The sequence below is a fragment of the Actinosynnema pretiosum genome, from assembly GCF_024171695.1.
GTDB lineage: Bacteria > Actinomycetota > Actinomycetes > Mycobacteriales > Pseudonocardiaceae > Actinosynnema > Actinosynnema pretiosum.
The window spans coordinates 16176-30867 of the sequence record NZ_JAMTCF010000028.1 but is presented as its reverse complement, the minus strand read 5'-3'; the positions used below and the strand labels follow the sequence as shown (position 1 = coordinate 30867).

Here is a 14692-nt window from a genome sequence, read left to right as displayed (position 1 = left end):
CTATGAACTACCGCGACCGCTGGCCCGCGAGCAGGCTGCTGGCCGCGGCCGTGGCCATCCTGATCCTCGTCTCGGGCGGGGCGGTCACCGCGATCGGCTTCGCGCTCAACTCGCTGGACAAGCAGCGGGCGGTGGTGCTCGACCAGATCGGGCCCGCACGGCGGTTGGTGATCGAGATGGACGCGGCGCTGGTCAACCAGGAGACCGGGTTGCGCGGGTACGCGCTGTCGGCGTCCTCGGACTTCCTGACGCCGTACACGCGCGGCATCGAGGCCGAGGAGAGCGCGGCGCGCGGCGTGACGTCTGCGCTGCAGAGCTCGCGGCCCGACCTGCTGGCGCGGCTGGCCGAGACGCGCGGCATCGCGCAGGACTGGCGCGAGGAGTACGCCGAGCGGCTGATCGCGCAGGTCACCCAGAACGGGCGGCCGGAGCCGGGCGTGGGCGGCACCACCGTGGGCAAGGAGCTGTTCGACCAGGTCAGGCGGTCGGTGAACCAGCTCCAGTCGGACATGTCCCGCGACGTGGACTCGGCGCGCGCCGAGCTGGACCGCACCGCCGACCGGCTGCTGTGGCTGTGCATCGCGCTGGGCACGCTGCTGGCGGTGATCATCGCGGGGGTCGCGGTGGTGCTGCACCGCATCCTGATCCGGCCGCTGGCCACGCTCGCCGCGCAGGTGCGGGAGGTGTCCGAGGGCGACTACGGGCACGCGGTGGAGACCAGCGGGCCGCGCGAGACGGTCATGCTGGCCGAGGACGTGGACGCGATGCGCAGGCGGATCGTGTCCGACCTGAAGGACCTGCAGCGGTCCAACGCGGAGCTGGAGCAGTTCGCGTACGTGGCCTCGCACGACCTGCAGGAGCCGCTGCGGAAGGTGGCGAGCTTCTGCCAGCTGCTGGAGCGGCGCTACTCGGGGCAGCTGGACGCGCGCGGCGAGCAGTACATCCAGTTCGCGGTCGACGGGGCCAAGCGGATGCAGGTGCTGATCAACGACCTGCTGGCGTTCTCCAGGGTCGGGCGGATCACCCGCGAGCAGACGATCGTGGACTGCGGCGAGCTGGTGGACCAGGTGGTGGACAGCTACTCGGAGATCATCGGCAAGTCGAAGGCGGTGGTGACGCACAGCGGGTTGCCGTCCGTACGCGGGGAGTCGTCGCTGCTCAGCGGGGTGTTCGGGAACCTGATCAGCAACGGGCTGAAGTTCCACGGGGAGCAGGCGCCGAGGATCGACATCGGGGTGGAGCGAACGGGTAAGTTCTGGACGTTCACCGTGACCGACAACGGGATCGGCATCGATCCGGAGTACGCTGAGCGGATCTTCGTGATCTTCCAGAGGTTGCACCACCGGGACGACTACCCGGGCACGGGGATCGGGCTCTCGATGTGCCGCAAGATCGTCGAGTACCACGGCGGGACGATCTGGCTGGAGACGGCCGAGAGCCCTGGCACGACCTTCAAGTTCACCCTGCCCGTCGTAGAGGAGACCGGGGACAAGCGATGAGCGACCCCTTGAGCGTGATCGACGTCCTGCTCGTCGAGGACGACCCCGGCGACGCCCTGATGACCCAGGAGGCGTTCGAGCACCACAAGATCCGCAACCAGCTGCACATCGTGCGCGACGGCGTCGAGGCGCTGGAGTTCCTGCGCCGCGAGGGGCCGTACGGCAACGCGCCGAGGCCGGGGCTGATCCTGCTGGACCTGAACCTGCCGAAGATGGACGGCCGGGAGGTGCTCGCGGAGATCAAGGCCGACGAGCGGTTCCGGACCATCCCGGTGGTCGTGCTGACCACGTCGGAGGCGGAGGAGGACATCCTGCGCAGCTACAACCTGCACGCGAACGCGTACGTGACGAAGCCGGTGGACTTCGACCGGTTCATCGAGGTCGTGCGGCAGATCGACGACTTCTTCGTGACCGTGGTGAAGCTGCCGCGTTGATCTTCTCGGCGGGGCCGGGACCGATTTCGCCTGATCAGGTGACGGTCTCGGCCCCGTTCCCTGTCGGGGGTCGTCGGTAGCTTTCCCGGCATGGCTGAGGCGGTGTCGCGGGACGGGACGCGGATCGGGTACGACCTGATCGGCTCGGGTCCGCTGGTGGTGCTGGTGAGCGGGGCGTGCTCGTACCGGGTGGGCGGGCCGTCCGAGCTGGCGGTGGCGTTGTCCGAGGACTTCGCGGTGCTCTCGTACGACCGGCGGGGGCGCGGGGAGAGCGGGGACGTGCTGCCGTACTCGGTGGCGCGCGAGGTCGAGGACCTCGGGGCGCTGGTCGAGGCGGTGGGCGGGCCCGCGTTCCTGCACGGGCACTCGTCGGGGGCGGTGCTGGCGCTGCACGCGGTGGCGGCCGGGCTGCCGGTGCCCGCGGTGGCGCTGGTGGAGCCGCCGCTGTCCGGCGAGCCCGACGACGGCCTGCTGGCGGCCGAGGTGGGGGCGCTGGTGGCGGCCGGGCGGCGCGGGGACGCGGTGGAGCACTTCCAGCGCACGATCGGGGTCCCGGCGGAGCTGCTGGTGGGGGTGCGCGAGTCGCCGGTGTGGCCGGGCCTGGAGGCGCTGGCGCACACCCTGGTGTACGACCTGACCGTGACCGCCGAACCCCCGCCGCTGGGGTCGATCGGGGTGCCCGCGCTGGTGGTGGCGAGCGAGGCCAGCGACGAGCGGTTGCGCGGGTGGGCGCGGGCGGCGGCTCGGGGGTTGGGCGCCGGGGAGTACCTGGAGCTGCCGGGCGAGTGGCACGGGGTGCCCGCGCGGGAGCTGGCCCCGGCGCTGCGGAGGCACTTCCTGGGGTGAGCGCGCGGGGCCCGGTGGTCCCTCCGACCGGTGCGGCGGGTCGGAGGGACGCGGCGCGGGCCGTCAGCCGGTCAGACGCGGCACTGGGCCGTGGCGGGCAGGTTGGCGAGCTCGTCGCCCCGGAAGTACACGGCGCTGGCGTAGCCCCACACGCCGGTGTCGGTGGACCCGACCTGGAGCCAGACGTCGTTGGTGATGCCGTGCTCGATGATGAGCTCCCCCCTGGTCCAGCAGGTGGCGTACGTCGTGTACCCGACCTCGGCGACACCGACCGGCTTGCAGAAGGTGGAGGCGCACGTGCGGACGTTCACGTCCAGCCACGACGAGACGGGGTAGGACTGGTTGCCCGCGGAGGCGGTGCCCGCCCCCGCGAGCAGCGCGGCGGAGGCGAGGGCGAGCGCGGCTGCGGACTTCATCAACTTCACGGGTGCTCCCTGTGCCCTGGACCCGAAGATCCACTCGTGTCGGACACCGGTGGTACGCGGCGCCCTCGGCGCGGGGTTGCAGCGCGAGCGCCGGGGGTGTTCGGCACGCCGCAGCCGACCGGCCGACCCCGCAGGGTGGCGGGGTCGCCGGGTTCTCGGCGCTGCCGGTCAGTGGTGTTGTCGGGCTCTCGGCGCTGCCGGTCGACGGTGCCGCTGAGCTCTCGGTGCTGCCGGCCTGTGGTGTTGCCGGACTTTCGGCACCGCCGGTCAACGGTGTTGCCGAGCTCTCGGCGCCGCCAGGTTCTTGGTGCCGCAGGCCAGTGGTGTTGCCGGGCTCTCGGTGCTGCCGATCAGCGGTGTTGCCAGGCCCGTCGGCACCGCAGGTCGACAGTGCTGCCAGCCCCTCGGCACCACCGGCCGACGATGTCGCCGTCACTTCCGCGCTACCGGTCAACGGCCTTGCCAGGCCCTCGACCCAGCCGGGCCCTGCTGCCGTCAGCGGGGTTGCCGAGCCATCAGCGCCACCGTTCGACGGTGCTGCCCGCCCCTCGACGCCACCGGTCGACAGCGCTGCCCGCCCTTCCCACGCCTCCCGCCATCAGCGCCGGAGCGAGGCGAGGAACCCGTCCCACCTGGCGCAGGGAAACACCAGCACGCCCCCGTCCGGCCGCTTGCTGTCCCGCACCAGGACCCCGCCCCCCACCCGCGCGACCTCCGCGCAGTTGTTGTCCGGCCCGCTGCGACTGCCGCGCCGCCACCGGATCGCCCCGTTCACCACTCCCCCGCCTCCCCCAACTCCACCATCCGCTGCCGGATGAGCGCGCTCGTCTCCTCGGGCGAGAGCGCGATCCCCGCGTTCTCCGCGAAGGCCCCCAGGAACTCCTGGACCTCCGCCCCGTCCTCGACCCACAGCCCACCACCCCGGTGCTCGACGTAGACGAGCGGCGGGTCCTCCACCGGATCGGCGTAGCTGAGCAGCACGAACGGACCGACCATCTCCGCGTAGAGCCCCCGCTCGAAGGGGATCACCTGGATCGTGACGTTCGGCAACTCCTGCAGCACGAGCAGGTGCCGCAACTGCTCGACCATCACCTCGACCCCACCGGCCACCCGCCGGACGACCGCTTCGTCGACCACCGCGTGCACCACGAGCGGGTCGCTGTCCGAGTGCACTCGCCGCTGCCGCGCCATCCGCGACTCGACGGCCTTCTTGGCGCCGTCCCTGGCCACCTGCCGCAGCGTCGTCCCCTGCACGGCCGCCGCGTAAGCGCTCGTCTGGAGCAGTCCGGGAACCACGGTCTGCTCCACGGTGAGCACACCAGCCGCGTCGGCCTCCGCCCGCAGGTAAGCCCGGTACTTCAGGGACATCCCCGGCGAGACCTCGACCGGCTTGGCGCTGCTCCGAGCCTCCTCCCACAGCTCCTCGACGCTCCTGCGCGCTGCGGCGTCGACGACCCCGCACCGGGCGAGGATGACCTGGAGCGTGGGGTAGTCGGGCATGACGTGCCCGTTCTCGATCTTCGACACGAGCCCGGCGGACTTCCGCAGCGCCAGCGCGATCTCCTCGGGCCGCCGCCCGGCGTCGACCCGCAGCTGGGCGAGCCGCCTCCCCAGCTTCCGCTTGGCCCGCGTCTGAGTGCTCGGCATGTGCCCTTCCAGGGGGTTCGGGACGGCGAGAGCCTATCGCGCACCCCCACAGTTCACCCTTTAGGTTCATAACACCCGGTTCAAATCCCCCGGTAAAATAAAACCACCGGCCCCCGAACCACCCCAGCCGGCCGCACCGCCCGCCGACACCGAGACCCCGCTGACACCGAAGGGCACACCCCATGCAGGCGCATCCCCCGACCACCGACCCGACCCCCACGAACCTCCCCGCCCCGCAGTCGTGGTGGCTGGCCACCCTGGCGGCCGAGGACGCGCCGCAGCTGTTCGCGATAGCCCACGAGTACCCGGAGACCCAGGAGGGCTGGGTGGCGGCCTACGGCATGGCCTTCGAGGACAGGGCGGAGGTCGCGTCGACGGACGGCGACTTCCGCACGTGCTCGGCGAGCCCGGAAAGCGCGCTGACCACGTTCACCCGCCTGGCGCAGGACGAGAAGGGGGTGAAACTCCACCTGATCTGGCTCACCACCTGAGCCGGCCGCCCCCGAGGTCTGCGGAACGCTCCTCAACCGTGATCACCAAACTCCCCTCAACCCCGAGCTGGGCGCCCAACTCGGCGAGGAACCCGGCAACCCATCCAACCGACTCCGCACTCCACTCGCTCAGACTCCCGCTGAGCACAACCCGATGCCGAGACGGCCCGTCCCAGAAGCTGTCGTGAACCGGAGGCGCAGGCACACCCCCAACACCCTCACCCCGCCCCACCCCGTCCCCAAGGCGGAACACCTCCTGGTTCGCCCGAGCCAAGGCGTCCAGAAACTTCCCTTCCACCGCACCAAGTCCACGATCCTGCCCACCGTCCACGGTGATCCGCACCGGAACCCGCGCACCAGGCGCAGCGTCGCCCAACCACCCAGCGGTAGCGACCGAAGGCGGCCAACGAAGCCCGGAGAGGAGACCAACAGGCAGCAGAACCTGAACAGCCCGAAGCCGAAGCGCACCAATCCTTTGGAGGGAGTCGACCGCACACCGAACAAACGGCTGCACCGGAAGCCCTTCACCCACCCGAACCGGCACAACCTCAACCTGAAACCACGCAACAGCCTCAGGAAACCCACCTTCACCAAACGCACCACCAGGTTTGCCGCTGGCCGGGGTACAGGTGGTTGAGGCGTTGGTGGTTGAGGTGCTGGTGGTGGGCGCACCGCCGGCGGGTGCACTGGTGGAGGGGGCGCTAGTGGCGGGCGCACTGACGGCGGGAGTGCCTGGGGTTGACGCACCCGTGGTTGACGCACTGGTGCTCGACGCGCTGGTACTCGACACACCCGTGGTTGACGCGCTGATGGTCGACACATCGGTGATCGGCGCACTGGTGGTCACTACATCAGCGGGCGGCGCGGTCATGGCTGGTGCGGTGTTAGTTGGCGCATCAGCGGTTGGCGCGGCGGTAGTCGGTGTGACGCTAGCTGGCGTGACGGTGGCCGGTGTGGCGGTGGCTGGCGTGGCGCTGGCAGGTGTGGCAGTAGCCGGTGTGCTCGGGTGAAGCAGTCCGGCATCGTTCATGCGCCACAGGCCGGGTGCGCCGGTCTGGTGCTGCTCGGTGCCCGTGATCCGGATACCGGTGTCGTCCAGCCACCCCATGCTCTTCGCGCGGTCGTGGAAGACGATGTACGGGTCGCGATCAGGGTCGTGCCAGGGATGCGGGGTGAAAGTGCCGTAGAGGACCGCGAACGCGGTGCCGGGGAGATCCGGCGCGTGGTCGGCCAAGCCAGGTTCGGTCTCGGGTTCGAGCACGGCGACCCCCGTGTGCGACGCGACGGGCAGTGCGACGAACTCTAACCGTCAACCACCGGCCACGAGCGACGAGCCACGAGCACCCGCAGTGGCCTGGTCTCAGTATTCAGGTCTCGGTGTTCAGGTCGCAGGGTTCAGGTCTCAATGGTGGTCAGTGCGTGGAAAGCGGCCACCGGACCCGCGCACGCGCGCCGGGCTGAGCACAGGTGCGCGGGTCTTCGTCGTGGACGCGGTGGAACTCGTGGTGATCCGGGTGGTCCGGGCGCGTGGTGGACCGGATCACGAGGTGATCGAGGGCCGCAGGTCGCGGCCACAGGCCAACAGGTACTCCCAGGTCCGGCCGCGCTGGTCCGGCGGGCAGCCGCCGTCGCCGGTGCGCACCGGGTAGATCAGGCCGAAGGGTGAGGGCTGGTCGAACTCGTCACCGCTGAGGACGTCGATGAGGTCTCGCTTGTGGCCCATGGTCTCGCTCCTCTTCGAGCGGTGGCCAGCACGCCTTCCCCTGTGGCGGAGGGATCGCCGGGGAGGAAGGGTTCTGGACCGGTTGGTGGGGGACCCTGGGGTGCCCGATGCCCACCCCCGTTATGCATCGGGCGGATATTTCCCCCGCACGGCCGAACCGATGACCCAGAGCAACACCACCCGAACAGCAAACCCGTCCCACCCGCACACCCCCCGCCCGCAGACCCCCGCCCGCACTACCAGCCACCACGAACCATCCTGGGGAACACCGGCAACACCGGCAACATCGGTAAGACCGGCCGACCACAGGTGCTCCTGCCCCCGAACAACTCCCCTCGCACCTCAACGCTCCAGCCCCGAGCTACTCCCTCCCCTTGGCATCTCACCTCCGAGCCACTCCTTCCCCCTCAGCGCCCAGCCACCGAAGCGCCCCCCTCACCCCTCAGCGCCCTACCTCCGAACAACTTCCCTCCCCCTCAGCGCCCCACCTCCAAACCTCTCCCCCCTCCCCCCTCAGCGCCCAACTCCCACCGAACCACCCCTCACCTCCTCCCGGTGCGCACAACCCCGAGCCTGCGGGTCGCTCTCGTCAGCGCCACGTACCGCTCGGCCGGGGTCATCCGCTCCGGGTCGACCACCAGCACGTCGTCGAACTCCAAACCCTTGGCGCGCTTGGGGGTCAGCGGTCCCTCCGGGCTGATCACGGCGAACGTGCCGTCCGCCGGGCGCGCCCGCGCGATCAGCGCGTCCAACTCCCCCTCCCCCTCGACCACCGCGAACCAGGGCTTCTCCCCGTGCCGCACGGACGTCGGCGGCACCGCGTCCGGGGCCGCCTCCGCCAGGGCCTCGGCCGCCAGATCCATGATCTCCTCGGTGCTGCGGTAGTTCACGGTCAGCACCCGGTGCACCCACCGGTCCCCCGCGTACCGCCCCAGCGCCCGCCCCCAGTCCGCCGTGCCGCTCTCCGACTGCCGCTGCGCCCGGTCCCCCACGATCGTCATCGACCGGGACGGGCAGCGGCGCATCAGCACCCGCCAGTCCATCTCGGACAGCTCCTGCGCCTCGTCCACCACCACGTGCCCGTACACCCACTCCCGGTCGGCCTCGGCGCGTTCCGCCAGGGAGCGGTGGTCGCGCGCCTCGTGCCGGTCGGCCAGCCACTCGGCGCCCACCAGGTCGACCGCCCGCAGCTCCTCCTCGTGCATCGCCGCGTCCGTGTCGATGACGTGCAGCACCCCCTGCGCGTACTCGACGTCCGCCCGCCGCCGCGCGCGGGCGGTGCGGGCCGCCGAACCGTCGTCGCCCAGCAGTTCGGCCGCCTCGTCCAGCAGCGGCACATCGGACACCGTCCACGCGTCCCCGCGCTCCCGGCGCAGCTCCGGGTGGCCGAGGGCCGCGCAGCGACCGCCGTAGAAGTCGGCCAGCAGGCGTTGCGGCGTCAGCTCCGGCCACAGCAGGTCCGCCGCGGCGCGCACCGCCGGGTGGGCGCGCAGCTCCCGCCGCACGTCGGCGACCAGCTCCGGCCAGTCGAAGCCGATCAGCGCCACGGCGGGCTCGACCAGCGCCTCCGCCAGGTGCCGGTGGAACGCGGACCTGGCCGCGTTGTGCCGCAGCCCCAGCTCGCGGGTCCGGGCGCGCGCCACCTCCGCCACGGCGGCGGTGACCGGCACGGTGACGTCCTCCAGCTCGATCGGCAGCGGGTCGGCAGGGAGCTCCTGGCGGTCGGCGACAGCCTCGCGCAGCACGTCCAAGATGCCCAGACCGCCTTTCAGCAGCCGCACCCCTGGTTCGTCCTCGGCCACCGCGACCACGCCGGGGAACAGCTCGCCGGGCGTGGCGAACACGACGTCGTTCTCCCCGAGCGACGGCAGCACGCGGCCGATGTGCCGCAGGAACAGCGGGTTCGGGCCGACCAGCAGCACGCCGGAGCGGGAGAGCCGGTCGCGGTGGGTGTAGAGCAGGTACGCGGTGCGGTGCAGCGCCACGGCGGTCTTGCCGGTGCCGGGGCCGCCCTCGACCACCAGCACGCCCCGGTGCTCCAGCCTGATCACCTCGTCCTGCTCGGCCTGGATGGTCGCGACGATGTCGCGCATCACCCCGTCCCTCGGCGCGGCCAGCGCGCGCAGCAGCGACCCTGGGTCGGCGCCCAGCTCGTCGTCGTGGAAGTCCTCCAGCACGCGCCCCCTGCCGTGGAAGTGCCGCCGCCGGGTGACGCCCTCGGGACGCGCGCCGGTCGCGGTGTAGAACGGCCGGGCGGCGGGGGCGCGCCAGTCCACCAGCAGCGTCCCCTGCTCCTCGTCGGACAGGCCGGTGCGCCCGATGTACGTGGTGCCGCCGTCCACGTGGTCGGTGCGGCCGAAGCACAGCCCGCTGTCGGCCGCGTCCAGCCCGGCGAGCCGGTCGGTGAGGGTGCGCACGGCCACCTCGCGCTGCCACGGCAGGTCGGTGTGGTCGGTGAGGGCGGCGTCCAGGCGGCGCCGGGTCTCGGCCCGCTCGGCGTCCAGCCGCCGGTACCGCTCGGCGGACCTGGCGCGCTCCGCACCCAGCCCGTCCGGTTCCGCCGAAGGGCCGTCCACCTGCGCTTCTCCCGGTTCCGGTGAATTCTTCCGAGTCACACTTGCCCCCTCGTGATATAATTCTTTCCAAGACATTCATGCGATTGTGCGAAAAAACCTGCAATCGTCTTGTATAGCACCGTGCGCTTTTCCGGCGCAGCATTCCGCGACGTTCCGCCGCGCGGTTCCCCCGGTCGGCCGGGTGAAGCCCTCAGGTCCGCCCCCGACCCGCCGTTGTCACCCTCGAAGCGAGCGGAACGGCAGGTGGAGTGGCCGTCCCGCCCGCTGAACGTCCCCGTCCCAGGGCCGACGGCGTGGAGTCGGAACCGGGGGGCGGGGTTCGCCGGAGGCGGACCGACCGGGTGGTTGCCAAACCTTCCCCGAGCCCGGTGGGTCCGTCTCCGGCCCCTTCTCCCGCGTCACTGCGGGCACTCTCGCTCGCGCGCGCGGAATGGTCCCCGGCGAGGAGTCCTTCCCCGCCATCCAGCGCTCGGCGCACTTTCGGGCACCCCCCGACTCCCCTTCCGCTTCCCCTCTTCCGGCGACCGGTCGACTGCGCCAGGGTGGGTGTCGCGGGGTTCCGGCGCGGAATCCCCCGGTGCGGCAACGGGAGGACGAGTTGAGCAGCAGACTCCGCGGTGCGGCGGTCGTCGTGGCGGCGGCCCTGGTGGCGTCGGCGACACCCGCGGTGGCGGCGACCACCGGGTTCACGGTCCTCACCCCGCTCTCCCCCGGTCGGGACGCGGAAGCGGTGGTGGTCAACGGTTCCGGGGTCGCGCTGGGCTGGTCGGTCCGGGGCGACGGGAACCGGGTGGTGGTGCGCTGGGCCGGTGGTTCGGTCCGGGAGTTCCCGCCCGTGCCGGTGTCGCGCACGTTCCCGGTCGGCGTGGACGCGAGCGGCGCGGGGCTGCTGAACGTGCGCGGGACGTGGGTGAACGCCGTGCGGTGGGAGGCGGACGGGCGGGTGGTGCGGCTGCCGCAGATCGCCGGTGGCGGGCAGAGCACGGTGGACGCGGTGAACGGCGCGGGGCTCGCGGTCGGGAACACGACGGACGGCAGCGGGGTCACGCACGCCGCCACCTGGGACACCTCGGGGGCGCTGCGGGTGCTGCCGGGGCTGGGGACGCGGGACAGCCGGGCGACGTCGGTGGACGGGGCGGGCAACGTGTCCGGGGCCGCGCTGGGGCCGGACGGGCGCTACCACGCGATGCGGTGGGACTCGGCGGGCGTGGCGACCGACCTCGGGGTGACCAGCCAGGACTACCTGCGCACGGCCGGGATCGACGGCGAGCACGTGGTGGCGAGCTACCGGGACGCGGAGTTCGCCCTGCGGGCTTTCCGGTGGGGCGCGGGCGGTTCGGTCGTGGAGCTGCGCGGCGGTCCGGGCTGGACCGCCGCGGTGGTGGCGGACGTGGACGCGGCGGGCCGGTCGGTGGGCAGCTGGGCGGAGGACCAGGGCGAGGCGTCCCGGCCGGTCGCGTGGGCGGCGGACGGGACGCCGCAGGAGCTGCCGCTGCCGTCCGGGCAGGTGAACGGCTCGGTGGTCGGGCTGGACGGGATCGGCGGGGCGTTCGGGCAGGCGGGCGCGGGGACGGCCGGGTTCGCGGTGCGCTGGGACACGTCGGGCGGCGTGACGCCGCTGCCGGTGCCGCCGGGCTCGACGGGGTCGGTCGCGTCGGGGGCGAGCGGGAACGGGATCGTGGTCGGGCACGTCGTGGGGGCGGCGGGCAAGCAGGCCGTGCGGTGGAACCCGTGAGCGGGGGTGGGGCGTCCGACGCGGGCGCCCCACCACCCGGCGGCGACCGGACGATGAGGAGCGGCAGCCGGGCGAGGGGGAGGCTCTTCTCCAGGCCCGTGGAGGAGCTCTGGGAGCTGAGCGGGCTGGGGCAGTTCCAGGTGGTGCGCTGCGTGGTCACCGGCCACCGGGGACGGTTCGGCGTGGAGGCCTCCGTGATCGAACCCGCGAGCGAGGTCGCGGCGTTCATCGACTTCGTCATGCTGGGCGAGGGCGGGACGGCGGTGACCGAGCCCGACTACCCGCCGATCGGCACGGTGATCGAAGCTCTGACCATCGACTTCGTGCCGCCCAACGACGAACTGCGCCTCTCCGTTCGCTCGTACGAGGTCGCGGACGGCGACGAGGGCGGGGTCAGCCCTCGGTGACGACCCAGCGCTCCGAGTCGGCGGGCAGCCCGAGGTGGGCCAGCAGCCGTCCCAGGGCGGCTGTCAGGGCCGTCGCCATCGCGGCGGTCTCCCCGTCGTCGCCGACCGGCCCCCAGTCGATCGTGGCGTAGCCGTTCGGCTCCCAGCTCTCGACCTCCCACGGCAGGTCCCCGAACAGGTCGAGCGGTTCCAGGAGCTCGTCGGGCGGGACGTCGGTGAGGTGGGGCAGGTTGATCGAGTTGCCGCGCAGCTGCACCCAGCGGTCCTCGGACTCGCGGTCCTGCACCGTGATGATGGCGTCGAACCGCCCGGCGGCGAACCGCTCGAACAACCGGTCCACGACTTCCCTGGGCTCCACGGTCCACTCCCCCTCGCCTCGGTGTGCGGGCACCGTATCCGGCGGGTCCGACAGTCCCGATGACCTCGCCCTGGCCCGCTCCCACTCCGCCTGGAGCGGGAGCGGGCCCGGCCACCCTCAGACCCGCCGGATCAGACCGGCCGGATCAGTCCCGCCACCGCCGCAGCCACCGCCGCGCTCCGGTCCGAGGCCTGCGCACCGGCCTCCTCCCCCAGCGCCTTCAGCGACCACGACGCGGTGTCCCAGCTCATCACCAGCGCGATCACCATCGCCATCAGCTCCACCGCCGGGATGTCCGCGCGCACCCGCCCCGCCGCCTGCTCGGCCGCGATGGCGGTGACGTTGCGGCGGTACTCCGCGACCTCCGCGTCCACCGGGCTCTGCCGCTCCAGGCCCGCCCACAGGTAGAGCCTGCGCACCTGCGGGCGCTGTTCCAACCGGTCGAACAGCTCGGCCGCGTAGCGGGGCAGGTCGGTCGCGTCGATCACCACCGCCCGCGCCAGCTCGGACATGGTCTCGGCGACGACCAGGTCGAACAGCTCCTCCTTCGCGCCGAAGTGCACGTAGATCGACCGCTTGTTGGCCGACGCGGTCTCGGCGATGCGGTCGACCCGCGCTCCCGCGAGGCCGTACCGGGCGAACTCCTCGATCGACGCCGCCATGATCCGGCGCTTGGTCTCGGTCGCGTCAGGTGGCATGGGCCGATCGTACATAACCAACCAGGTGTTTACATCCGCCGCCGAACCGCGTAGGAATGTACCTAGTTAGTTACCTACCGAGGAGCCCCACACCATGACCCGCACCTGGTTCATCACCGGCACGTCCTCCGGCTTCGGCCGCGAGCTGACCGCGCAGCTCCTGGCGCGCGGCGAGCGGGTCGCCGCCACCGCGCGCCGCCCCGAGACCCTCGACGACCTGGCCGCCGAGCACGGTGACCGGCTCTGGCGCGCCGCGCTCGACGTCACCGACACCGCCCGGCAGCGCGAGGTCGTGGACCGCGCCTTCGCCGAGCTCGGGCGGATCGACGTCGTCGTGTCCAACGCGGGCTACGGGCTGTTCGGGGCGGCCGAGGAGGTGTCCGACGAGCAGATCGACCGGCAGATCGCCACGAACCTCACCGCGTCCGTCCAGCTCGCCCGCGCGGTCGTGCCGCACCTGCGCCGCCAGGGCGGCGGCCGGATCTTCCAGATCGCCAGCGTCGGCGGCCAGATCGCCTTCCCCGCCATGAGCCTCTACCACGCCACCAAGTGGGGCGTCGAGGGCTTCTGGGAGTCCACCGCGCCGGAACTGGCGCCGTTCGGCATCGGCGTCACGATCGTCGAACCCGGCATGTCCCGCACCAACTTCGGCGGCGGTGGCGCGGTCTTCGGGGCGCCGCTGCCCGAGTACGCCGACGGCCCGTCCGGGCAGCTGCGCCGCGTCGTCGCGGGCGAGCTGCCGCCCCTGCCCACGCCCGGCGACCCCACCAGGATCGCCGCCGCGATCATCGACTCCGCCGACCGCGCCGACGCGCCGCTGCGCCTGACCCTCGGCTCGGACGCCTACGCGCTCGCCACCGCCGCCCTGCGCGACCGCCTCTCGGCGCTGGAGGCGGGCCGCGAGCTGGCCCACTCCACCGACGCCGACGACGTCCGCTGACCAATCCCCCGCTCCCGCTCCCCTGACACCGCAAGGAGTTCCGACCGTGCACGACTTCACCGGCAAGACCGTCCTGATCACCGGCGCGACCGGCGCGCTCGGCGCCGCGCTGTCCGCCGGGTTCGCCTCGGCGGGCGCGAACACCGTCGTCGCCGGGCGCACCGGCTTCGCCGAGCTGGCCGCCACCCTCGACGGCCCGGCGCTGGGCGTGCGGCTCGACGTCACCAGCGAGGCCGAGTGGGCAGATGCCGTCGACCGCGCCGAAGAGCGCTTCGGGCCCGTGGACGTCCTGATCAACAACGCCGCCCACCTGCGCACCGGCACCACCGAGTCCATCCCGCTGGACGACTTCCGCCAGGTGCTCGACACCAACCTCACCGGCGCGCTCCTGGGCATCCGGGCGGCGGCCCCGTCCATGCGGAAGGCGGGTGGCGGCTCGATCGTGAACGTGAACTCGATCGCGGGCCTGGCCGCCGCGCCCGGACTGGTCGCCTACAGCAGCAGCAAGTGGGCGCTGCGCGGTCTGCTGCGCGCGGCGGCGGCGGAGCTGGCCGGTGACGGCATCCGGGTCAACGCGGTCCACCCCGGCATCATCGAGACCCCGCTGGCATACGGGCCGGACGGGCGGGAACTGGTGCCGGTGAACAACTTCCCCATCCCGCGCAGGGCGGACGTCCGGGAGGTCGCGGACTTCGTGCTGTTCGCCGCCTCGGACCGGGCGCGCTTCGCGACGGGCTCGGAGTTCCTCGCGGACGGCGGTTTCCTGCTGACGTCGGCGGGGTGAGCGACCGGAGAGCCCCTCAAAAGATTTCTCCGGATGCGCAACCCGCTTGCGCCGCGCACGTCTTCAACGGTGCGAGCAGGACGACGGCGGGGGCCGTTGCGGTTGTCTGCCGCAGTTTTCTGGGGGAGT

The 14692-nt window shown here is 72.4% G+C and carries 16 protein-coding genes; 9 read left to right on the top strand and 7 right to left on the bottom strand.

Annotated features, from left to right (window positions below; all coding sequences use genetic code 11):
• The first annotated feature begins 2 nt into the window (after positions 1–2).
• The 3 genes from LV78_RS37375 (at position 3) to LV78_RS37365 (ending at position 2779) form a co-directional block, all read left to right on the top strand.
• Positions 3–1499 carry a sensor histidine kinase gene (locus LV78_RS37375; protein WP_253850933.1) on the top strand — a complete coding sequence of 499 codons (1497 nt, stop codon included), beginning with the start codon at positions 3–5 and terminating at the stop codon, positions 1497–1499.
• The gene (locus LV78_RS37370; RefSeq protein WP_015803744.1) at positions 1496–1933 is read left to right on the top strand and encodes a response regulator; all 438 of its coding nucleotides are present in this window, start codon (positions 1496–1498) and stop codon (positions 1931–1933) included. Before LV78_RS37375 ends, LV78_RS37370 begins: the two co-directional genes overlap by 4 nt.
• A gap of 90 nt (positions 1934–2023) precedes the next feature.
• On the top strand, positions 2024–2779 hold the full coding sequence (locus LV78_RS37365; protein WP_253850932.1) for an alpha/beta fold hydrolase: 756 nt from the start codon (positions 2024–2026) through the stop codon (positions 2777–2779).
• A gap of 71 nt (positions 2780–2850) precedes the next feature.
• Here LV78_RS37365 and LV78_RS37360 read toward each other — a convergent pair whose 3' ends face one another.
• From LV78_RS37360 to LV78_RS37350, 3 genes are all read right to left on the bottom strand, one after another.
• Positions 2851–3204, bottom strand: a complete 354-nt coding sequence (locus LV78_RS37360; protein ID WP_253850931.1) for an SH3 domain-containing protein — start codon at positions 3202–3204, stop codon at positions 2851–2853.
• Between the two features lie 598 nt (positions 3205–3802).
• Positions 3803–3979 (bottom strand): DUF397 domain-containing protein, encoded by a 177-nt coding sequence (locus LV78_RS37355; RefSeq protein ID WP_253850930.1) that lies wholly within the window; start codon positions 3977–3979, stop codon positions 3803–3805.
• Positions 3976–4851 carry a helix-turn-helix domain-containing protein gene (locus LV78_RS37350; protein ID WP_253850929.1) on the bottom strand — a complete coding sequence of 292 codons (876 nt, stop codon included), beginning with the start codon at positions 4849–4851 and terminating at the stop codon, positions 3976–3978. The genes LV78_RS37355 and LV78_RS37350 overlap by 4 nt, the downstream gene beginning before the upstream one ends.
• A 182-nt stretch (positions 4852–5033) precedes the next feature.
• Between LV78_RS37350 and LV78_RS37345 the strand changes: the two genes are divergently transcribed.
• Together LV78_RS37345 and LV78_RS37340 are read left to right on the top strand one after the other, a co-directional pair.
• Positions 5034–5342 carry a hypothetical protein gene (locus LV78_RS37345; protein ID WP_253850928.1) on the top strand — a complete coding sequence of 103 codons (309 nt, stop codon included), beginning with the start codon at positions 5034–5036 and terminating at the stop codon, positions 5340–5342.
• A 644-nt stretch (positions 5343–5986) separates the two neighbouring features.
• Positions 5987–6352 (top strand): hypothetical protein, encoded by a 366-nt coding sequence (locus LV78_RS37340; protein WP_253850927.1) that lies wholly within the window; start codon positions 5987–5989, stop codon positions 6350–6352.
• A gap of 530 nt (positions 6353–6882) precedes the next feature.
• Here LV78_RS37340 and LV78_RS37335 read toward each other — a convergent pair.
• Complete coding sequence (locus LV78_RS37335) at positions 6883–7065, bottom strand: hypothetical protein (RefSeq protein ID WP_253850926.1); 183 nt, start codon at positions 7063–7065, stop codon at positions 6883–6885.
• Positions 7066–7607: 542 nt separating this feature from the next.
• Entirely contained in the window at positions 7608–9641 is a 2034-nt protein-coding gene (locus LV78_RS37330; protein WP_253850925.1) for a helicase, read from the bottom strand.
• A gap of 598 nt (positions 9642–10239) precedes the next feature.
• On the opposite strand from LV78_RS37330, the gene LV78_RS37325 reads away from it, so the two are divergent.
• Together LV78_RS37325 and LV78_RS37320 are read left to right on the top strand one after the other, a co-directional pair.
• Positions 10240–11376 carry a hypothetical protein gene (locus tag LV78_RS37325; protein WP_253850924.1) on the top strand — a complete coding sequence of 379 codons (1137 nt, stop codon included), beginning with the start codon at positions 10240–10242 and terminating at the stop codon, positions 11374–11376.
• Positions 11373–11783 (top strand): hypothetical protein, encoded by a 411-nt coding sequence (locus LV78_RS37320; RefSeq protein WP_253850923.1) that lies wholly within the window; start codon positions 11373–11375, stop codon positions 11781–11783. Before LV78_RS37325 ends, LV78_RS37320 begins: the two co-directional genes overlap by 4 nt.
• Here LV78_RS37320 and LV78_RS37315 read toward each other — a convergent pair.
• Positions 11770–12141, bottom strand: a complete 372-nt coding sequence (locus LV78_RS37315; protein ID WP_253850922.1) for a hypothetical protein — start codon at positions 12139–12141, stop codon at positions 11770–11772. The two genes, LV78_RS37320 and LV78_RS37315, sit on opposite strands and share 14 nt — an antisense overlap.
• A gap of 131 nt (positions 12142–12272) precedes the next feature.
• On the bottom strand, positions 12273–12839 hold the full coding sequence (locus LV78_RS37310; RefSeq protein ID WP_253850921.1) for a TetR/AcrR family transcriptional regulator: 567 nt from the start codon (positions 12837–12839) through the stop codon (positions 12273–12275).
• 94 nt (positions 12840–12933) lie between these two features.
• On the opposite strand from LV78_RS37310, the gene LV78_RS37305 reads away from it, so the two are divergent.
• Both LV78_RS37305 and LV78_RS37300 read left to right on the top strand, forming a co-directional pair.
• Positions 12934–13779: an SDR family oxidoreductase gene (locus tag LV78_RS37305; RefSeq protein ID WP_253850920.1), complete on the top strand. Its 846-nt coding sequence runs from the start codon at positions 12934–12936 to the stop codon at positions 13777–13779.
• 46 nt (positions 13780–13825) lie between these two features.
• The gene (locus LV78_RS37300) at positions 13826–14563 is read left to right on the top strand and encodes an SDR family NAD(P)-dependent oxidoreductase (RefSeq protein ID WP_253850919.1); all 738 of its coding nucleotides are present in this window, start codon (positions 13826–13828) and stop codon (positions 14561–14563) included.
• Positions 14564–14692 lie beyond the last annotated feature (129 nt).

Bases quoted from the DNA above. Each gene is read 5' to 3' on its own strand.
- LV78_RS37375 (WP_253850933.1), top strand. From the start codon at position 3: ATGAACTACCGCGACCGCTGGCCCGCGAGCAGGCTGCTGGCCGCGGCC.
- LV78_RS37370 (WP_015803744.1), top strand. From the start codon at position 1,496: ATGAGCGACCCCTTGAGCGTGATCGACGTCCTGCTCGTCGAGGACGAC.
- LV78_RS37365 (WP_253850932.1), top strand. From the start codon at position 2,024: ATGGCTGAGGCGGTGTCGCGGGACGGGACGCGGATCGGGTACGACCTG.
- LV78_RS37350 (WP_253850929.1), bottom strand. From the start codon at position 4,851: ATGCCGAGCACTCAGACGCGGGCCAAGCGGAAGCTGGGGAGGCGGCTC.
- LV78_RS37345 (WP_253850928.1), top strand. From the start codon at position 5,034: ATGCAGGCGCATCCCCCGACCACCGACCCGACCCCCACGAACCTCCCC.
- LV78_RS37335 (WP_253850926.1), bottom strand. From the start codon at position 7,065: ATGGGCCACAAGCGAGACCTCATCGACGTCCTCAGCGGTGACGAGTTC.
- LV78_RS37310 (WP_253850921.1), bottom strand. From the start codon at position 12,839: ATGCCACCTGACGCGACCGAGACCAAGCGCCGGATCATGGCGGCGTCG.
- LV78_RS37305 (WP_253850920.1), top strand. From the start codon at position 12,934: ATGACCCGCACCTGGTTCATCACCGGCACGTCCTCCGGCTTCGGCCGC.